Here is a 21,373-nt window from a genome sequence, read left to right as displayed (position 1 = left end):
AATCGGCAGGCCACCAATCTTGGCTATCGGTCATAAAGGCTTTTAGGTCTGCTTTTACTGCGTCTAAATCGAGAGATTTGAATGCTTCGGCGTAGTCAAAGTCTGTGCCGTAGGGGTTTGATTTTGTGTCGTGCTGATGAAGAATGTCTAAATTTAGAGTATTTGGCCACCAATCTGTGTTTACTTTAGAAATAACTGAGTTACTACCGTGCATTACGGGACATTGACCCGATTTAGTGCTGCTCATTTTCAGCTCCTTACTTTAAATGAAGAGTTTAACTATTTTACTCAAGCCCCAGCGCTTACATTTAAAGTAGCACGCTAAGGTTTATTAATTTTGCGCATAATTTTTATTTACTGCTCAAACAATATAGACCCCTAATATTACATTCGCCAGCGTATTAACTTGAATTAAATCGATTGAAACCATTGGTTTAATGAATACAGTTTAAACACCACAATTAGTGTGATCGGATTAAATAGATAACGCGTAATGGTATGTGAAGGGTTTGAAAGTGGCTTTTAATTAAGCGCACATTGGAATACCCCCCTTCACCATGAAATTAAAGTTGTTTATAAAGGTGCATTACTAAGCCCAATGCACCTTTACTTTATAACTTATTGAAATCTATTTTGAATAATTAAGTAAATGTTCAGATTAACTTGATTATTATGACCACTCACTCCTGTTATTTCCCTGCGACAATTTATTGTTGTTTTAAGCAGTTTTGCCAGCCCACATTGGGCTGGCTTTTTTTTGCCTAAAATTTAGAATCCTTTGAGGCTATGTGAACAGTTGTATGATTTTGTTAACTTGTTTAATGTTCAAAGCCAACACGCCCTAGTGCCAATAAGCCTTGCATGTTAAAGTGCGATTAGTCACTAATAATTAACTAGGCGTACCCATGCGTTTTTATATAACTATTCTATTTGTTTGTTTTGTTTCGCTTTTAAATACTGTTAATGCCCAAGAATCTGCTGCACCAACAGAAGAGCAACAGCAACAAGCGTTAGCGCAATTAAATGAGCCCATGTATAAACCGCTTTTAGAACGCTATATTCTTGATGAGTTAAAAGCCGTTCGCCAAGACCAACAACAATTACGCGAAGATGTGACAAAACAAGTTACACACGCCCAGTTAGATACCGCCGACAGAGCGCTTATTTACACCACCGACACTATTAATAACGTGTTTTTTATTATTACTGCTACGGCCTCTATTTTGGTTTTAGTAGGCTGGAACTCGCTGCGCGATGTTAAAAATAAAGTAGAAGACATAGTAAATACGCGTGTCAGTGTGATAACTGACGAGTACGAAGATCGCTTAAAAATTCTTGAAGAAAAACTGCGTGTACGCTCAGAAGAAATACTCAGTAACCAAGAGCGTATATCGGTCACTAACGAGGTGCACTCGTTATGGATGCGCGCAAACCTAGAAAGCGACTTTGCAAACAAAATAGAAATATTTGACGAAATTTTAAAACGTAAGCCAGAAGATGTAGAAGCCATTGCCTACAAAGCCGATGCATTATTAGAGCTAAACGAAACCGCCAAAGCTATTGAGTTATGTAACCAAGCAATTGATATAGATAGCGACTACGGCTATGCCNTGCACTTACACACAAACATGCCGATGCATTAGCCGATATAAAAATGGCCCTTGAATACTCGCCAAACTTACGTAATGAGCTACTACACGAAAGTGCATTTGCTAGCCTACACGACAACGACAGCTTTAATACCATAGTAGCGGGTAGCTAGAGTTTTGTAGGCGCGTTATTGGCGTAAAGTGCGAAGCCCACAATAGCAGTAGCAGCGGCTTTATGCCACGAAAAAATTCAATATAAAACGCGAGGTAAACTCGCTGCTACGTGGTTAGCTCATGCTTTCGTTTAAAAGTGATTATCTCACCACCGAGAAGTGAAAGAGGAGAGCAGGAGAAAAACTGGAGAAATAAATCACCAATACCTGTGCTTTCTCTGTGTAGCGCGAAGCGCCTCTGTGCCCTCTGTGGTGCAATTAATGAGTAGCAGCGGCTTTATGCCGCGAAAAAGTTTAATATAAAACGCAAGGTAAACTCGCTGCTACACGATAAACCCTATTCTGTAGACACGTCTTAAAAGTGATTATGTCTCCACAGAGAAGAGAAGCAGGAGAACAGAAGAAATTACTCACCAACCCCCATTGTTTCCTCTGTATCTCTGTGCCCTCTGTGGTGAAATTAATGAGTAGCAGCGGCTTTATGCCGCGAAAAAATTCAATATAAAACGCGAGGTAAACTCGCTGCTACGTGGTTAGCCTATGCTTTCGTTTAAAAGTGATTATGTCACCACCGAGAAGTGAAGGAGGAGAACAGAAGAAATTACTCACCAACCCCCATTGTTCCCTCTGTATCTCTGTGCCCTCTGTGGTGAAATTAATGAGTAGCAGCGGCTTTATGCCGCGAAAAAATTCAATATAAAACGCGAGGTAAACTCGCTGCTACGTGGTTAGCTCATGCTTTCGTTTAAAAGTGATTATGTCACCACCGAGAAGTGAAGGAGGAGAGCAGGAGAAAAACTGAAGAAATAAATCACCAATACCTGTGTTTTCTCTGTGTAGCGCGAAGCGCCTCTGTGCCCTCTGTGGTGAAATTAATGAGTAGCAGCGGCTTATGCCGCGAAAAAGTTTAATATAAAACGCAAGGTAAACTCGCTGCTACGTGGTTAGCTCATGATTTCGTTTAATAGTGATTATGTCACCACCGAGAAGTGAAGGAGGAGAACAGGAAAAATTCCAACCCCCATTGTTTCCTGTGTGTCTCTGTGCCCTCTGTGGTGCAATTAATGAGTAGCAGCGGCTTTATGCCGCGAAAAAGTTTAATATAAAACGCGAGGTAAACTCGCTGCTACACGATAAACCCTATTCTGTAGACACGTCTTAAAAGTGATTATCTCACCACCGAGAAGTGAAGGAGGAGAACAGGAGAAATAACTCACCACCCCCCATTGTTTCCTGTGTGTCTCTGTGCCCTCTGTGGGGCAATTAATGAGAATATACGCATCTCCCTGAGCAAACTAGGCGTCTACAGGCAAAATTAGCTACAGGGTAAAACTTGTATTCAGGCGTTTATAATTATCGTTTAAAGTATAAATCGATGGCTTTGGTGAGGAGTTCGTCGAGTTGCTCTTCGAAGGTATCTATATCAATTTCAAAATGGTTTAAATAGGCCTTGGCTTGCACTCGCGATAGGTTGCGGTTTTTTACGCTGTATTGACGCTCATCTTTTTGTTTGTCAAAACGTGGTAAAAACAAAAATTGCCCGTAATAAGGTGATTTAATATGCTTATTAGCATAACGACAAAAGTCTTCTATGTGATCTGCGCCCTGCGGCCCTAAACACCCTGGCTCAACGCGATACATTAAGCGAATTTTTTTGTCGTCTGCTAACTGCATAGTATGCCTTTTATAATTATCTAAAAAATAATACGCGGATTATTTTTCCGTCTTTTATTTGGTAGCTCGATACTAACTCAGAGCGTTTATCTACCACGTTTTCGTCTGTTGAACAGGTTTCTGATAGCTCGTGGTCTATTACTATGTCGCCGTGCACAATACGCTTTATTGGCGAGCTATTAATACACTTTAATTTTTTAAACATTAAGCCATAACGGGCTATTAGTTTTTCTTTTCCTTTAAATAATAGCTCATTAGGAAAAATATAAAACTCTACATCTTCATCGTACATACGAATAAATTGTTCAATATTACGTGCGTTATAGGCTTCTACTAGTTGCTCTACAACAGCAAGCGACTCGCGAGATTGCTTAGCTTTAGCTTGCTGCTTAGCGGTTAATGCCTCTTTGGCTTGCGTTACCGCTTTTTCTGCCTCGGCCACAGCTGCTGCTTTTTCTACTTTGTTTTTTGGTTTTTCTACCGGTTTTGGGGTTTCGCTACCCAGTACTTTTGAGTCGTCAGGTTTAGTAGTATCTACTGTTGGCGTTTTAAGCTCTGGGGCTTGGTACTCAAGTGTGTTTAACTTTTCATCTTTTGCTTTTGTTGGTGAATTGCTGGCTTGAGTAGAGCTTGACGCTTGCTCGGTACTTTTTTGCTCTTCTTGAGTCTCTTCGGTTTGCTCTGCTGCATAACTGATCAGGGCAACAGTGGCAATAAGCGAGGCAAAAATAATAGATAACGATTTCATAACTTTCCTAATATGAACATATAACGCTGTTAATGCTGCAACATAACAAATTTGAGCGTTTTCGGGTAGCAATTAAATGATTGTTATACACTTTACCAATACTGCTCAACCGCTATGTGCCCTGGGTCTCTGCGACGGTTTCGTTTAAAGTTTTTGTCTAAAAGTAACTGTGTGGTGTCTTTTACCATTTGTGGGTTACCGCAAATCATAAATTGCGAATTACTCGGGTTTGGGGTTTTAGAGGCTTTACTAAATAGCTCGCCGTTTTGAATTGCTGTAGTTATACGCCCTTTTAGGCCTTGTTGTGGCTCCTCACGGCTTACAACCGGAATGTAGTTAAGTTGTGTAGGGTGTGCGTTTATTAGGGTGTGTATTAGATTTTGATAGCTTAAATCGGCATTAAAACGTACGCCGTGCACTAAATTAATCTGTGTGTATTTTTGCCATACCTCTTGTTGCTGCAAAATAGATAAAAACGGCCCTATTGCAGTGCCTGTACTTAGCATCCATAACTGCTCGCTTGGCGGTATTTCGTCTAAGGTAAAAAAGCCTGTGGCACGTTGCTCTATTAATACAGTGTCGCCTGGTTTTAATTGCGCCAATCTAGGCGATAATAAGCCGCCCTCTACATTGATAAGGTAAAATTCTAAATCGGGGTTATTAGGCCCGTTTACATAAGAGTATGCCCGAGCAATTCGTTTATCGCCCTCCATAATCGAGAGCTTAGTAAACTGCCCCGCTTTAAATGGCTCTACGCTTGCGTTTACTACCAGGCTGAAAAGTGTATCGCTCCACCATGTTACTTTTTTTACGGTTGCATCTACCCAGTTAGACATAGTCAACTCCATAGCTTAACGGTTAAACAACAAAAACAATAAATGGTTGTAATTTATACACTAGCATTAACTTGGTAAGAGTGACACTGGGTGTAGCTACTTTTTAAACGTAGTGCTTTTACTTTGGGTAACATTGGTTTGATTAAAAAGATGAGTAGCAGCGGCTTTATGCCGCGAAAAAAATTAATACCAAACGCGAGGAGAACTCGCTGCTAAGCGGTTAGCTCGTGCTGTACAGACGTGCAGCTTGCTGGCTGCTTTAAAAGTGGCGCTTTTATAGGCATAAAAAAAGCCGCATAAAATGCGGCTTTGGGGGTTTAGTCTCACTTCACTTTGGGCGTGTCTCCAAAACTTAGTGAATACGTTACCAAGGAACTGTTTGCTAATTTAATAAAATTGCGTTTATTAAATAGACTCTAAAGCAATTTTAACCATTTCGTTAAATGTGCTTTGGCGCTCATCTGCAGGTGTTGCTTCACCGGTGATCACGTGGTCACTTACGGTAAATAGTGCCATTGCGTTAGCACCATACTCTGCAGCTACACCATATAAACCTGCTGTTTCCATATCTACAGCTAGTACACCTAGTTTATCTAGGTCTTTGTAGAATGTGTCGTCAGCTTGGTAGAAGGTATCGGTAGTAAATACGTTACCTACTTTTGCTTTAATGCCTAGGTCTTTAGCGGCGTTAACACCGTTTAAAAGTAGGTCAAAGTTAGCAATTGCTGAAAAATCGTAACCACGAACGCGTGCACGGTTTACGTTTGAGTCGGTGCTTGCGCCTTGTGCAAAAATTACGTCGCGAATTTTAATATCTGTACCAATACCACCACAGGTACCAATACGAATAATATTTTTAACGCCAAAGCTTACAATTAACTCACGCGCATAAATAGACATAGATGGTATGCCCATGCCCGAACCCATAATACTTACAGGTTTACCTTTGTATGTGCCTGTAAAGCCGTACATGTTACGTACGCCTGTTACTTGTACTGCATCATCTAAAAAGTTTTCAGCAATGTATTGTGCACGAAGCGGATCGCCCGGCATTAATACTGTTTCAGCGAAGTCACCAACGTTTGCACTAATATGCGGAGTACTCATTAATTGTTTTCCTTTTTATTTAGGCGCGTTTAGCTTATTTAAAAAGCCGTCACCGTATTCAAGTGCAGGTAAGTTAAACCACTGTGCAAGGGTTTGGCCTATATCTGCAAAGCTATTGCGCTCGCCAAGCGGGGTATTTTGCATGCCCGGTTGATAAGCTATAACTGGTACATATTCGCGGGTGTGCTCTGAACCTGGAAAGGTTGGGTCACAGCCGTGATCTGCAGTGATCATTAACACGTCATCTGCATTTAATTGGTTTAGTATAGTTGGTAAGTAATCATCAAATTCTTTTAACGCTTTTGCATAACCAACTGGGTTGCGACGGTGGCCAAACTTTTCGTCAAAATCAACTAAATTGGTAAAAATTAAGCTGTTATCTGGCGCACTTGCTAATACTTCGCTGCTTTTTTCAAGCAAATTCATCAGCCCTGGGGCTTTGTGTTTTTGAGTAATGCCTTGGTGTGCATATATATCTGCAATTTTACCAATGCTTATTACTTCACCACCGTGTTTAGATAGCACATCTAATAGGGTCGGTGCTGGCGGCAATACTGAATAATCGCGACGATTACCAGTACGGGCAAAATCTGCGCTGCTTGTGCCTAAAAATGGCCTAGCAATAACACGGCCTATATTTAGTTTATCAAGTAGTTCACGGGCAATTTCACACACTTCGTAAAGGCGTTCAAGGCCAAAAGACTCTTCGTGTGCGGCAATTTGAAACACGCTATCTGCAGAGGTGTAACAAATTGGTTTGCCTGATTTTACGTGCTCTTCGCCTAGCTGCTCTAATATGGTAGTGCCTGATGCATGGCAGTTGCCTAAAATGCCAGGTATACCAGTAGCGGCTATAAATTCGTCTACAAATTCTTGTGGAAAACTCGGCTGTGTTTTAGGGAAGTAGCCCCAATCAAATAACACAGGTACGCCGGCCATTTCCCAGTGCCCTGATGGCGTATCTTTACCGCTTGAAAGCTCTTTTGCATAACCCCATGCACCTTGCGATGCTTGACGATCAGAAACTAAACACGTTTCACCGCCCGCTGCCTCACAGGCATCGATTAAACCTAATTTAGATAAATTAGGTAACGATAACGCTTTACCCGTTTCGTCGTGGTATGCTTTTAATAAGTGGGCGAGTGTATTTGCTCCAACATCACCAAATTTGTCTGCATCGGGTGCTGCGCCTATACCTAGGCTGTCTGCCATTAAGATGATTGCTCTTGCCATGTTGACCTCACTTTGCTTCTAGGTGGTTACTTTATCCGCTGATCGAATTTTCCGTACAGGACATAAGTCCTGTTTCATAAAAGCTAAACATTATAAATTTGCGTTCTTAAGCAAAGCAAAAGAGATTATTCGTGTCTTTTTTGCTATTGTGATCAACCAAACAACTTTTCCTTTCTGTGTGGGTGAGAACTTTAGTGACACGAACTATAATAGCTATTGCTGGCGCATCAGCGTCGGGCAAATCTCTTTTTAGCCAAACTATTTACAATGAGTTGGTTAATGAGCTTGAACCAGGCGCTATCGCCATTATTGAAGAAGATGCTTATTACAAGGATCAGTCGCATTTGCCTATGGAACACCGTACGCAAACTAACTACGACCATCCTGATGCATTTGAACATGAGTTAATGCTTGAACATTTAACTCAACTTCGTAGTGGTAACTCTGTCGAAGTACCTACTTATGATTATGCACAACACACACGAAGCGATGAAACTCGTCGCGTTGCTGCAGCTAAAATTTTAATAGTAGAAGGTATTTTATTATTAAGTGATAAAGCACTTAATAAAGAATTTGATATTAAGGTATTTATAGATACACCCCTTGATATTTGCTTAATGCGTCGTATGCAACGAGACATGGAAAAAAGAGGCAGAACATTACAATCTGTTGTTGAGCAATATCAAGCAACTGTTAGACCGATGTTTTATCAATTTATTGAGCCTTCAAAGCATAACGCTGATTTGGTTGTGACTCGAGGCGGAATGAACCGCGTTGCGATTGATATTATTAAAAGTAAAATTAAGTATTTACTACAAGAATAATAACGGGAAACATCTGTATGACAACATTTATGAGCTTAGTAGGCATGTTTGTACTACTAAGTATTGCTTTTGCGGCTTCGACTAATCGTAAAGCAATAAACTTACGCACCGTAGCGATAGCCTTTGCTATGCAAGTAGTTATTGGTGGGTTTGTACTGTTTTTTGAAGCAGGTAAAAATGTGTTAGCAAGTATGTCTAGTGCCGTCTCTTCGGTAATTAGCTTTGCAAACGACGGGATTGGGTTTTTATTTGGCCCACTTGCTTCGCAAGATACACTCGGTTTTATTTTTGCTATTCAAGTTTTACCGGTCATTGTGTTTTTCTCAGCACTTGTTGCTGTGCTTTACCACATTGGCATTATGGATTGGATAATTAAAATTCTGGGCGGCGGTTTACAAAAACTATTGAAAACCTCGCGCACAGAATCGCTCTCAGCAACGGCTAATATATTTGTAGGCCAAACTGAAGCACCCTTAATTGTTAAGCCGTTTATAGCAACCATGACTAAGTCTGAGTTGTTTGCAGTAATGGTAGGTGGCTTAGCCACGGTAGCAGGCTCTGTAATGGCAGGTTACGTAATTATTGGTGTAGAGCTTAAGTATTTAATTGCCGCTAGCTTTATGGCTGCACCAGGTGGGTTTTTAATGGCCAAAATGATTGTGCCAGAGACCGAAACACCTAAAGATACGCTTGCTGATTTAGACACCGATGAAGACAAGCCAGTTAATGTTATTGATGCAGCAGCATCAGGCGCAGCTAACGGCATGCATTTAGCGCTAAATGTGGGCGCAATGCTATTAGCTTTCGTAGCATTAATAGCGTTATTAAACGGTTTACTAGGCGGTATTGGTGGGTGGTTTGATTACCCTACTTTAACGCTACAAGAAATTTTAGGTTATGTATTTGCTCCTGTTGCATGGTTACTTGGCGTACCGTGGGATGAGGCAATCATAGCTGGTAGTTTTATTGGTCAAAAGTTAGTAGTAAATGAGTTTGTTGCTTACTTAGACTTTATAAATTATCGCGATACGTTAAGTGCGCACACTCAAGCAATTGTAACATTTGCGTTATGTGGGTTTGCTAATCTATCGTCGATAGCTATTTTACTAGGTGGATTAGGCGGTATGGCGCCTAGTCGGCGAAAGGATATCGCACGCTTAGGGCTCAGAGCAGTGTTAGCAGGATCTATGGCTAACCTTATGAGCGCAGCAATTGCTGGGTTTTTCCTCTCGCTAGCTTAGAAACTTAATGAGATGAACACCGGTGTTGCAAAACAAGAAGATAGTACTTTAAGGGGTTAAAGCACTATCTGACTTGAACGATACTTCACCAAGGGCCGCAAGGCCCTTTTATCGTTTTAGGGCCCTTATAAATATATTCTTCCTGTTAAAAACAACTTTCTCTTTCTTACCTTTAAGTACATATACGCACATGGCTTTTTATGTTTTTACGATAAATTTGTATTATTGAAAAGTGGTAAATTATAAATTTTAGGCCACAATTAGGTTTATCCTAATGTAACCTACTGTTTTATTGATGCTCTACCTTTAAGCACACTCATAAAATAGCCGCTGTTGATAAGTCGATTTATATAAATGCGTAAACTTTTATTAGTATTGTTGTTTGTTTCTTTTAATAGCTACGCAAGCTCAGACCCTCTTTTAGTTGTCACGGAACTCTCGCCACCCGATCAAATACTCGTTGATGGAAAAGTGACAGGCAAAGGCACTGAGTTTATAAGGGCTATTTTTGCAAAGGCTAACCTAACGCCCGACATACAAATGTACCCATGGGCGCGAGCATTTAGACTTGCCAGCACTATTCAAAACACCTTTATTTACACCATAGCGCGCACCAAAGGGCGAGAAAACAACTTTCATTGGATAGGCCCAGTCTCGCATTTTGAACTTGCTTTTGTTGCGCTTAAAGAGCGTGACGACATAATTATTAACAATACTGAGGAAGCAAAAAAATACAAAATAGCGATGCAACGTAACGACTTTTCTACTGATATATTAACCAACTTGGGTTTTGAAGTTGTGCTAACCACCGATATACAAAAATCGTATGCGTTATTGGTTGCCAAAAAAGTAGACTTAATTGTTGATGACCCCGAACTAATACATCAAATAAGTCAGTATTTGCCCACCCCTGACGCTGAATTTAAAGCCATATATAATGTAGAAGAACTCAAGGTAGATGCCTATTTGGCAGCAAATAAAAACACCGATATGCGCTATATAAACGCGCTACAAAAAGCCTTTTACACACTTAAAAATACCCAAGGGCTACCCTAGCACCTAAGCTAAACCTTACTTATTTAAGCGCAATTTTAACGCTTAGTTACGTTAATTAGCGCCTAAGTAATGAAGTCTAAATAGGGGCTTAGTTATTAATTATTGCTATATGGCGCTATGAACGAATCGAGACTGCGCTCTTGTTTTAGCACTTTAAAGGCGCGTTGAAAGCGCTCTACTATGTGCTGCGGCACCGCTTTATTAAACGCTAAATAATTATCTTTAAGGTCGTTACTTACAGGTAGCTCAGTAAGTTGCTCTACATCAAGTAAGCTCACGTTATAAGGCTTTAATTGGTTATAAATAACGTGCTCCGAGCCTAAAATAAGATCTATTTTATTGTTTATAAAAAGCTGAATATATTGTTGCTCTTCACCAAACGTCATTAAGTTTTGCCCGTTTACAAACCCTATTTTTTTGACCAATGATTGATATATATCTCCCCTTACCATGCCTAACGAATAAAGAGTGGTGTCGTTAAGGGTATTTACAGTGACATCAGGACGGCTTTTTAACTTATAAAAATAAGTACGTGCAGTAGTTAACGGGCCAAGCCAATTAAATAAAGGAATTCGGTTAGTATGTTGCGCCATTGAAAAAATGGCTGAATAAGGCTTTTTATGCACAAGCATTGCGGCACGCTTCCAAGGCATGACTTTAAAGTCGCACTCTACTTCTGCTTTAATACACAGTGCGTTGACTATATCGTAGTTAGCGCCAACAAGTTGGCCGTGCTCGTTTATAAAATTATAAGGTGCAAACTGATCTGTATAAATAACTAACTTAAAATGGTTTGCATGAGCAAATGTGCTAAAGAAGAAACAAGCAATAAAAGGAAAGAGTTTTAGAATAACCGCACCACTACATTAATTTATATTATTAAATGATAGATGGCGCTATTTTACAGTCAAATTTTAGACACAAAAAAAGCGCCTTAAGCGCTTTTTTTTATTTTTACTTTAAAAGTAAAAATTATAACGGAGTGATGTTATCCGCTTGAGGACCTTTTTGACCTTGTGAAAGAGTGAACTCTACACGTTGGCCTTCAGCTAAAGTTTTGAAACCTTCGCTTTTGATTGCTGAGAAATGTGCGAAAACGTCTGGGCCGTTTTCTTGCTCGATGAAACCAAAACCTTTAGACTCGTTGAACCACTTAACTGTACCTGATACGATGTTAGACATTGTAATATCCTGATATAAAAATAAAAAATATGCTCATAAGAGCGGGTGTAGCAAAAAATGAGATGGTACTTAAAAACTTCAGGACGGTACTACAAGTATTACTTATACAACAACGAAATGGAGATTTATAAATTACATGCTTTCTTTCTAGCTGCGGCCTACTATATAGAGTTAACTATTTATGTCAAGCCTTTATAGTAATGCAGGCAATAAATAGTGTTTGAGCTTAGCCTTTAATAACTCCCGTGGCTAGCCTATAGCTTAACCCCTGCGCGGCTTTAATAGTTAACTGGCCAATTAAAACAATGAACTATTTAATCTTTAGTTTTTAAAACGGCGGCAATGAGTACAGCTAATTTAACACCTACTCATCACCATTTAGATAAAACGTATTCAGCCATGATACACGCCTTACAATTTACCCTGTGTGTACAAACAGCTGCACTTTGCAGTTGTACACAAAAATAGATAAGCTACTGCCACTTATCTATTTAGCGTTGGAGTGTGTTTTGCTAAATAAATGCTTTATTTCGTCTGTTGTTTTTTTATCTGGGTGTTTAATGCCATTACAATCTTCTTTTGCTAAGCCTACACTGTCTCTTGAACAACAATTGGGGCAAAAACTAATTCTCGATTTACGCTATTTTTGTCAGCAAGGGTCAAGCAAACAATGCAGAACACCGGTTACTACCCTACCTGATGAACTAGCAGCGGCCATTGCTAAGCATAATATTGGTGGTGTAATTTTATTTTCTGAAAACACCCAATCTATTGAGCAAACCATTACCCTTAATAGTCAATTACAAGCTGCGGCGAGTAAATCAAGTTCAAAGCTGCCGTTATTTATTTCGATAGACCAAGAAGGCGGCCGAGTAGCGCGTTTACCACGCGATGTAGCCACTTCATTTACTGGTAATATGTCTATTGGTGCAACTTATAAAAAGTATGGCACTCAATACGCAACCCAAACTGCCACTGTTATAGCTAAAGAGCTTAATTCGTTAGGTATTAATGTTAACTATGCCCCTACGGTAGATGTAAACATGAACCCCGACAATCCGGTAATTAATGTGCGCTCGTTTGGTGAAAACCCAGCGCTTGTCAGTAAGCTAGGCGCAGCACAAGTGGCAGGATTTGAGAGCAACGGCGTTATTACATCGTTAAAGCATTTCCCAGGGCACGGCGATACCAACGTAGACAGCCACACAGGGTTACCACAAGTAAATCACTCCAAAGAAGACATATATCAACAAGATTTAGCTCCCTTTAAACACATAATTGCCACGCAAAACCCAGGTATGATTATGACGGCGCATATTCAATACCCACAACTCGATAACAGTACGTTTGTAAGTGTTGATGGCAAAAGCATGATAAAACCCGCCACTATGTCGCGTACTATAATTACTGACATTTTAAGAGGGGAGTTAAATTATCAAGGTGTGGTGGTAACCGACGCTTTAGATATGGCCGGCATTAGTCACTTTTTCACCCCAACCCAAGCGGTAATCAATACCTTTGCAGCAGGCGTTGACCTAGCGCTTATGCCAATAGAGGTCAGAACACCGGCTGATTTAAACGCACTCGACAAACTTATGGATGAATTAGTCGCATCTGTTAATAATAAGCAGCTCAGTAAAGACGAAGTGGCTCAATCGGCTGCGCGTATAACCGCTTTAAAAAATAAATTTAAATTAACCACACAGCTAGACCCATTAAGCACTTTGGCTAAAGCAAAAGATATTATTGGCTCTCAAGCACATCGCAAAATAGAAGCTGAGCTTGCCGTAAATGCTATTACTGAGGTTAAAAATAACAATAATGCATTGCCTCTTAATTTAAGCAAAGGGCAACACATCCATATTATTATGCCCGATACCCGAAAATGCATAGCCATGCAGCGAGCGCTTAGCGCTATAAGTACTGCGGCGCTTAAATATAGTTGCAGTAGTTTACAAGGGTTTGACCCTGTAAAGGCGCGTAGCTTAATTAAAAATGCAGATGTTGTTATTGCAGGCAACGCTACGCCTAATCAAAGCGCTGTAGAGATTGGAGGAATGGATGATTTGAAAGACGACCCTCGCTTTGCACTCAACACCGCTGAGCAACCTAAAGCGCTGTCATCTTTATTGGATATAGCTGCATCAGTGAATAAAAAAACAATATTTATAAGTTTACGTGCCCCCTACGACATAGCTCAGTTTGGCAGCAGAGCTAATGCAGTTCTTGCTTCTTATGCGTATAATATAGATACAGATAAAAACAATGCTGTTGCGGGGCCTGCATTTACAGCGCTTGCTAAGGTATTGTTAGGCAATGCACACGCTAATGGCGTACTGCCAGTGACCATAAAATAATAATAACAAGGGATAAAAAATGAAACTGAATTGCGATTTAGGCGAAAGCTTTGGCGCATGGAAAATGGGGTTAGATGATGAGGTAATGCCTCATATTGATATGGCAAATATTGCGTGTGGTTTTCATGGTGGAGACCCAGATGTAATAGCCGATACGTTGTATTTAGCAAAGCAGCACAGTGTACAAATAGGTGCGCATCCAAGTTACCCCGACCAACAAGGTTTTGGCAGGCGCTCTATGGCCCTTAGCGCGCAAGAACTGACCAATTGCTTACATTACCAAATTGCTGCCCTTGATGGCATGGCTAAAGTACAGGGCTTAACACTTAGCTATGTTAAGCCACATGGTGCTTTATATAACGACATGATGAAAAACGATCATATTTTACAAACAGTTATTACTGCTATAGCGCACTACCCTGCACCATTAAAGCTTATGCTGTTAGCCACAAAAGACTCTGCAAAACACACCTTTGCCGCCAATAGTTTAGGTGTAGATCTTATTTTAGAAGCCTTTGCTGATAGGCAATATACAGACGAAGGTCATTTAGTATCTCGCCACCTTGATGGCAGCGTTCACGACAAGCCAGCACTTTTAGCACAAGTAAAACAGCTATTAACCGACGGCTGTGTAACCACTCGCTCAGGAAACACCCTGAACTTAAATGCCAACAGTTTGTGCGTGCATGGCGATAACGCAGCCGGTATAGCTCTTATTAAAGAAATTAAATCACTGTGTGCATCAGCAAGCTAACCTTGCTTTTAACTCGTTATTAAGCCTCAAGCTATAAAACGCATGTTTACTTTAAAAACTACTTAGCTGTAAAGGGGCTTTACAGCTTTAACCTCCATTTAGTCCAATCATGTACAACCTAATATCGCTTTAAAAATAGCGCAACAACACAGCACAGTAACAAAGCATAAGTAACACAGCGCTGAAATACATGGCGCTGCATATAAAAATTTTAACGCAGTAAGTCCGCTATTTATTACTCTAAAGTAACCATGCTTTACTTAAACGGGTATTAAATTATAGTTTCACCGCATCGCGCTTTTCATCACTTCCCTACTGACATATAACTACATATACAAAAACCAAACAGGGAATACAAATGAAGACGCTTTTAGCACTTAGTTTAAGTAGTAGTTTATTACTTGGTAGTAGCCAGTTAGCTTTTGCAAAGGACAACACATTACAGCTACAAGATGTGTTTAATCTTGAATATGCCAATCAAATTGATATAACTGATGATGGTAAAACGGTGTACTTTGTACGTAACCGTATGGATATAAAAACGGACCGTAAAGTCAGTAATATTTGGTCAGTTGATTATAAAACTAAACAACTGCAACCGCTTACCTCGGGCGTGCATATGGATCACTCCCCGGTACTATCGCCAGATGGGCAACGCCTTGCATTTATATCTAACCGCGATGGCAGCAGCCAAATTTATATGAAGTGGCTTAAAACAGGTGCTGTAGCAAAAATTAGTAACCTAACCAGCAGCCCACGCGCAATTACCTGGCATCCCGACTCTCAGCAGCTTATTTTTAGTATGTTTGTACCAAGTAGCAGTGCACCACCTGTTAACTTACCTGGCAAGCCTAAAGGCTCTACATGGGCCGAACCTGCTAAATTTATAGACGATGTATACTACCGTGCCGACGGAGGCGGTTATAGCCAAAAAGGTTTTAGCCAATTATTTGCAATAGATGCAAATGGCGGCAATGCAAAGCAGCTCACACACGATGAGTTTAATAACGCCGGCGAAGTAAGCTTTAGTAAAAACGGCAACAGCCTTTATTTTTCGGCCAATCGGCATGAGCAAAATCAACTAAAGCCCACTAATAGTGAAATATACCAGCTTAATTTAAGCACCTTAAAAATTGCTGCCATTACCAACAGAAACGGCCCTGACCAACAACCTAAAGTATCTCCCGATGGGCGTTACCTAGCCTTTACAGGGTATGATGATAAACGCACCAATTACGAAAACACGCAGCTTTATATTCGTGATTTAAAAACGGGCGATACAAAAAGCCTAACCCCTAATTTTGATAGAAGTGTGGGGCAAATTAAATGGAGTGCCAATTCAAAAGGAGTTTACTTTAGCTACGCAGACGAAGGCAAAACCGCCCTTGCCTACCAACCACGCAGTGGTAAGCGTAAAGTGCTCACCGAGCAAATAGGTAGCGTTGCGTTTGGTCGTCCTTATTCGGGCGGCGATTTTGATGTAAGCGAAGATGGCGAAATTGCTTTTACACTTGCCGATACTCAGCGCCCTGCAGATATAGCCACTATAAAACGAGGCAAAGCTCGTCGCCTCACTACACTCAATGCCGATGCGTTAGGCGATAAAGAACTTGCCAACGTAGAAGAAATTTGGCTTAAATCGAGCCACGACCAGCTGCCAATTCAAGGTTGGATTGCATACCCTCCTGGGTTTGATAAATCAAAAAAACACCCACTTGTTTTAGAAATTCATGGCGGCCCTGTGGCCAATTATGGCCCTCACTTTAGTACCGAGGTGCAATTGTTTGCAGCCAAAGGGAACGTGGTTTTATACATGAACCCACGAGGCAGTGACTCATACGGTAAAACGTTTGCCCAAACAATTCATCATAATTACCCAAGTAACGATTTTGACGATTTAATGACCGGCGTTGATGCACTAATAGCGAAAGGCTTTATTGATGAGTCTAAATTATTTGTAACAGGTGGCTCTGGCGGTGGTGTATTAACCGCATGGATTGTAGGGCACACCGACAGGTTTGCTGCAGCAGTGGTGGCTAAACCCGTTATTAATTGGATCAGTTTTGTACTAACTGCCGACTTTTATCCATTTTTTGCCGATTACTGGTTTCCAGGTAAACCTTGGGATCATATTGAGCACTATATGAAACGCTCACCTATTAGCTATGTAGGTAACGTAACAACGCCCACTATGCTTTTAACAGGGGAGGCAGATTACCGTACCCCTATTTCTGAAACCGAGCAGTTTTATCAAGCCCTTAAGTTGCAAGGTGTTGATACCGCCATGGTGCGTATTCCTAATGCATCACACGGTATTACGGCGCGCCCTTCTAATTTAATGACTAAGGTAGCCTACATTCAATGGTGGTTTGATAAACACTCAAACAAAAAATAAGTTCCGTGTTTAGGTTTAAAAATAGCCACACCTAAGTGGCTATTTTTTTGTAATTACCAACGCTTAGGTTAATTAATGCCAAACTGTAAACCCCCTTTACAGTTTTGAGCTTATCCATATCGGACTTAGGTGTTTTTCAGTTAGTAAAATTTCGGTTTATTGTAATTTTAATCGTTTGAGTTGGTAAAAAATCGGTTTGAGCCACTGTTTATGAGCACTCAGTTAGTAAAAAATTGTTTTATAAAGGCACCAGGTTAGTAAAATTTCGGTTTATTATTTTACTTATACTTAGTAAAACAGCTAAAAACAGCCTTTTAATAGGGGGATTTTGCACTTTAAAGCGGCTTTACAGTAAAAAGGCAGCCATATAGCTGTACTTAATATTTACCTAGTTAAATTGTGATCCACAACTAAATTTAGCCGAGCCTGATTTATATTAATACAATAAAAAAAGGGCCTTACGGCCCTTGAGTAACACTATCTAGAAAAGTTAAAACTGGTTCATGGTGTTATCTTCACCACCGGCTTTAAGTGCGTTTTCACCAGAGAAGTACTCTTTGTGCGTATCTCCAATATTAGACCCAGCTAAATCTTGGTGCTTAACTGAGGCTTGTTCGCGGCGAATTTCTTGGCGTTGTACATCACGTACATATGCAAGCATGCCCATATCACCAAAGTAACCTTCTGATAAAATATCGGTGCTTAGTGCAGCCGTATGGTATGTAGGCAGTGTAATTAAGTGATGGAAAATACCCGCTTCACGTGCACCATCGCGCTGGAAGTTTTGCACTAATACATCCGCTTCAGCAGCAAGCTCTGTATCGTCCATTTCTGGCGCCATTAGGCCTTTATTATCACCTAGGCTTGGGTAAGCGCTCAAATCGCGACCCGCTTCTTGCCACTCTTGGTACACTTGCTCACGGAACTTAAGCGTCCAGTTGAATGACGGCGAATTGTTATAAACAAGCTTAGCATCAGGCACTTGCTCTTTAACGCGGTTAACTAGCTCTGCAATTTGCTTAACATGTGGTTTTTCGGTTTCAATCCACAATAAATCAGCGCCCGATTGTAAGCTTGTTACACAATCTAGTACTACGCGGTCTTTTTCAGTGCCTTCGCGGAACTGGTATAAACCGTTTTCTAAACGCGTTGGCTTACATAATTGGCCATTAATTTTCATTGCCGTATCGCCTTCGTTTAAATCATCTACACCGTTAATAGGTGTGGTTTCTAAAAACGCGTTGTACTGGCTAGCTAAGTCTCCTGGCGTTTGAGACACAGGCACTTTTTGCGTAAGGCTTGCACCTAATGAGTCGGTACGCGCAACAATAATACCGTTATCAATGCCGAGTTCTAAAAATGCGTAACGTACAGCATTAATTTTTGCTAAAAAATCTTCGTGCGGAACAGTTACTTTACCTGCTTGGTGGCCACATTGTTTAGCGTCAGACACTTGGTTTTCTATTTGAATGGCACACGCACCTGCTTCAATCATCTTTTTAGCAAGTAGGTAGGTTGCTTCTTCGTTACCAAAACCAGCATCAATATCAGCAATAATAGGCACTACATGCGTCTCAAAATTATCAATTTTATCAAGCACCGCTTGCACATCGCCGCCANCGGCTTGTTTTAAAAACGTATAAATTTCTTCAATAAGCGCAGGCACTGAGGTTTTTTCGTGCATGCTTTGATCCGGTAACGGGCCAAATGCAGAGCGAAGTGCAGCAACCATCCAACCACTTAAGTAAACATAACTGCGCTTAGTTGTTTTTTGATGACGCTTTATTGCCATCATCATTTGTTGCGCAGTAAAACCATGCCAACAACCTAAAGACTGTGTGTATTGGCTGGTGTCTTTATCGTAAGCGGCCATATCTTCACGCATTACATCTGCGGTGTATTGTGCAATTTCAATCCCTGTACGAAAGCGGTTTTGTAAACGCATGCGGCTTGCATATTCAGGGTTAATGGCTTTCCATGCGCTACCTTGAGATTGGCAAAGTGTTTCTAGAGTATCGGTTTCACGTGTGTATGTTGTCATAATAAAATCCTTCGAACGGGTCTATAAATTATTTAAATTATTGTGAGAGTGGCTAGGAGTGTGTGCTCCGTATCGCTTAATTCAACACTAGGCTTATTTTTTAGATTTAGTAAATTTATAGTTGTTATTACCGCTATATTTTTTGTGAATGGCTAAAAAGCACGCACTGAGCCTTTTTTGCGTTATTGTTGCTTTAACGCACACAACAACACCGCGACCGTTTAAGGAAGGTAAATATGGCACACACTCTCACACACTCAGGGCTAAGCGTAGATACACAGCTGGCCAACTTTGTAAAAACACAGCTACTCCCAGGCACTCATTTATCTGAGCAGCAATTTTGGCAAAGCTTTGCAAACATAGTACAAACGCTTACCCCGCAAAATAATGCCCTTTTAGCTAAGCGCGAGCAGCTACAACAACAAATAGATGACTACCATAAAACAAATAAAACGTGGGATAGCGCGCAGTACCAAGCGTTTTTAACAGACATTGGCTACCTAGTACCAGAGCCTGCAAACTTTGCCATTGAAACGCAAAATGTAGAGCCCGAAATAGCACTCAGCGCAGGCCCTCAGCTTGTTGTGCCTGTTAGCAACGCACGTTTTGCGCTTAATGCGGCTAACGCGCGCTGGGGTTCGTTATACGATGCGCTGTACGGCACCGACGTATTAAGTGAAGACGACGGCGCTGAAAAAGGCACTACGTATAATCCGGTTCGTGGTTTTAAAGTAATGGCGTATGCGCGCCAGTTTTTAGATAAAGCCCTGCCCCTTAAAAATGGCTCACACATAGAAAGCACCAACTACTCAATTGTTGAAGGCGCCCTGTCTATCACCCTAAGAGACAGCTCGCATACTCAATTAAAAAACCCTGAGCAACTTATTGGCTACCAAGGCGAGGCGCAAAACCCAAGTGCTATTTTATTAAAAAACAATGGCCTGCATGTAGAGCTGCAAATAGACCATCACCACCCTATTNTGCGAAGACTCTGTTGCCGCAGTAGATGCCGAGGATAAGGTACAAGTTTACAAAAACTGGCTGGGTTTAATGCAAGGTAACTTGGTTGAATCATTTAAAAAAGGCGATAAAACCATAGAGCGTACTTTACAAAGCGATAGGCAATATACAGCCCTTGATGGCAGTAGCCTTACGCTTAAAGGCCGCAGCATGATGTTTGTCCGTAATGTAGGCCACTTAATGACAAACCCTGCTATTACCGACATTTACGGCCAACCCGTATTTGAAGGCATTATGGATGCGATGTTTAGCGCAACCGCAGCCCTGCACGATTTAAATAAAAAAACAGGCATTAAAAACACCAGTGCGCAAAGCATCAATATTGTAAAACCCAAAATGCATGGCCCTGAAGAAGTTGCTTTTACAAATACGCTTTTTAGCATGGTAGAAGAAGCGCTTAGCTTGCCAAAAAACACTCTAAAAATGGGAATTATGGATGAAGAGCGCCGTACTTCAGTAAATTTAAAAGCCTGTATACACGCAGCCAAAGCGCGCGCGGTGTTTATAAATACTGGCTTTTTAGACCGCACGGGCGATGAAATTCATACCTCTATGCACGCAGGGGTCGCTTTGCCAAAAGCCGCTATTAAAGCTCAGCCGTGGATCAAAGCGTACGAAGACCGTAACGTTGATACAGGCCTTGCCTGCGGCCTAAGCGGTAAAGCACAAATAGGTAAAGGTATGTGGCCAATGCCAGATAAAATGGCACTTATGATGGAGCAAAAGCTTGCTCATGTGCAATCTGGCGCTAATACGGCGTGGGTGCCCTCGCCTACCGCAGCCACTTTGCACGCTATGCATTATCACGATGTAGATGTATTTACCGAGCAAAAAGAAATTGCCAAACGAGGCATGGCAAGCCTTACTGATTTACTTACACCTCCTTTAATGGCTCAGCCGCAAACGCTCAGTAAAGAAGATATTCAAAGTGAGCTTGAGAACAATGCACAAGGCATTTTAGGCTACGTAGTACGCTGGATAGACCAAGGTATTGGCTGCTCAAAAGTGCCTGATATTAACCACATAGGCTTAATGGAAGACAGAGCAACCTTGCGTATTTCAAGTCAACATATGGCAAATTGGCTACAGCATGGGGTGTGTACTCAACAACAAATAGAGTCGATTATGGCTAAAATGGCTAAA

General features: G+C 40.9%; 14 protein-coding genes and 3 pseudogenes. 8 read left to right on the top strand and 9 right to left on the bottom strand.

The annotated features are described in order from the left end of the window. A pseudogene (locus L650_RS23840) lies at positions 1–247 on the bottom strand (catalase-peroxidase); the annotation flags it as partial. Between the two features lie 658 nt (positions 248–905). On the opposite strand from L650_RS23840, the pseudogene L650_RS0114460 reads away from it, so the two are divergent. Further along, positions 906–1,762 (top strand): annotated as a pseudogene (locus tag L650_RS0114460) (tetratricopeptide repeat protein). A gap of 1,353 nt (positions 1,763–3,115) precedes the next feature. Here L650_RS0114460 and L650_RS0114455 read toward each other — a convergent pair. The 5 genes from L650_RS0114455 to L650_RS0114435 all read right to left on the bottom strand — a co-directional run bounded on the left by L650_RS0114455 (position 3,116) and on the right by L650_RS0114435 (position 7,360). After that, entirely contained in the window at positions 3,116–3,436 is a 321-nt protein-coding gene (locus tag L650_RS0114455; RefSeq protein WP_004589283.1) for a hypothetical protein, read from the bottom strand. A 16-nt stretch (positions 3,437–3,452) separates the two neighbouring features. Beyond that, positions 3,453–4,184, bottom strand: coding sequence for a nuclear transport factor 2 family protein (locus tag L650_RS0114450; RefSeq protein ID WP_029773547.1), 732 nt, complete (start codon positions 4,182–4,184; stop codon positions 3,453–3,455). Positions 4,185–4,276: 92 nt separating this feature from the next. Next, entirely contained in the window at positions 4,277–5,020 is a 744-nt protein-coding gene (locus L650_RS0114445) for a ferredoxin--NADP reductase (RefSeq protein WP_029773546.1), read from the bottom strand. Positions 5,021–5,425: 405 nt separating this feature from the next. Then, positions 5,426–6,127, bottom strand: coding sequence for a purine-nucleoside phosphorylase (gene deoD, locus L650_RS0114440; RefSeq protein WP_004587192.1), 702 nt, complete (start codon positions 6,125–6,127; stop codon positions 5,426–5,428). Positions 6,128–6,142: 15 nt separating this feature from the next. Beyond that, the gene (locus tag L650_RS0114435; RefSeq protein ID WP_029773545.1) at positions 6,143–7,360 is read right to left on the bottom strand and encodes a phosphopentomutase; all 1,218 of its coding nucleotides are present in this window, start codon (positions 7,358–7,360) and stop codon (positions 6,143–6,145) included. A 194-nt stretch (positions 7,361–7,554) separates the two neighbouring features. Here L650_RS0114435 and udk point away from each other — a divergent pair, with 194 nt between their 5' ends. From udk to L650_RS0114420, 3 genes are all read left to right on the top strand, one after another. Beyond that, on the top strand, positions 7,555–8,184 hold the full coding sequence (gene udk, locus L650_RS0114430; RefSeq protein ID WP_004587190.1) for a uridine kinase: 630 nt from the start codon (positions 7,555–7,557) through the stop codon (positions 8,182–8,184). Between the two features lie 17 nt (positions 8,185–8,201). Then, entirely contained in the window at positions 8,202–9,425 is a 1,224-nt protein-coding gene (locus L650_RS0114425; RefSeq protein WP_004587189.1) for a NupC/NupG family nucleoside CNT transporter, read from the top strand. A 354-nt stretch (positions 9,426–9,779) separates the two neighbouring features. Continuing rightward, positions 9,780–10,481, top strand: coding sequence for a substrate-binding periplasmic protein (locus L650_RS0114420; protein ID WP_029773544.1), 702 nt, complete (start codon positions 9,780–9,782; stop codon positions 10,479–10,481). Positions 10,482–10,576: 95 nt separating this feature from the next. Here L650_RS0114420 and L650_RS0114415 read toward each other — a convergent pair whose 3' ends face one another. Both L650_RS0114415 and L650_RS0114410 read right to left on the bottom strand, forming a co-directional pair. Continuing rightward, positions 10,577–11,257, bottom strand: coding sequence for a substrate-binding periplasmic protein (locus L650_RS0114415; protein ID WP_083901803.1), 681 nt, complete (start codon positions 11,255–11,257; stop codon positions 10,577–10,579). A gap of 196 nt (positions 11,258–11,453) precedes the next feature. Next, positions 11,454–11,663: a cold-shock protein gene (locus tag L650_RS0114410; protein ID WP_004587186.1), complete on the bottom strand. Its 210-nt coding sequence runs from the start codon at positions 11,661–11,663 to the stop codon at positions 11,454–11,456. 560 nt (positions 11,664–12,223) lie between these two features. On the opposite strand from L650_RS0114410, the gene L650_RS0114405 reads away from it, so the two are divergent. The 3 genes from L650_RS0114405 (at position 12,224) to L650_RS0114395 (ending at position 17,169) form a co-directional block, all read left to right on the top strand. Continuing rightward, entirely contained in the window at positions 12,224–14,020 is a 1,797-nt protein-coding gene (locus tag L650_RS0114405) for a glycoside hydrolase family 3 protein (protein WP_029773542.1), read from the top strand. 19 nt (positions 14,021–14,039) lie between these two features. Then, complete coding sequence (locus L650_RS0114400) at positions 14,040–14,774, top strand: 5-oxoprolinase subunit PxpA (RefSeq protein WP_029773541.1); 735 nt, start codon at positions 14,040–14,042, stop codon at positions 14,772–14,774. Between the two features lie 358 nt (positions 14,775–15,132). Continuing rightward, positions 15,133–17,169 (top strand): S9 family peptidase, encoded by a 2,037-nt coding sequence (locus L650_RS0114395; RefSeq protein ID WP_029773540.1) that lies wholly within the window; start codon positions 15,133–15,135, stop codon positions 17,167–17,169. Positions 17,170–17,659: 490 nt separating this feature from the next. Here the strand turns inward: L650_RS0114395 and L650_RS0114390 are convergent, their stop codons facing one another. Continuing rightward, positions 17,660–19,210, bottom strand: coding sequence for an isocitrate lyase (locus tag L650_RS0114390; protein ID WP_029773539.1), 1,551 nt, complete (start codon positions 19,208–19,210; stop codon positions 17,660–17,662). 236 nt (positions 19,211–19,446) lie between these two features. On the opposite strand from L650_RS0114390, the pseudogene L650_RS0114385 reads away from it, so the two are divergent. Further along, positions 19,447–21,373, top strand: a pseudogene (locus L650_RS0114385) (malate synthase G); the annotation flags it as partial.

The organism is Pseudoalteromonas sp. TB51 (assembly GCF_000498055.1).
Lineage (GTDB): Bacteria > Pseudomonadota > Gammaproteobacteria > Enterobacterales > Alteromonadaceae > Pseudoalteromonas > Pseudoalteromonas atlantica.
Note: the sequence above shows the minus strand (reverse complement) of the source record. Positions and strands in the feature narration are given on the sequence as shown.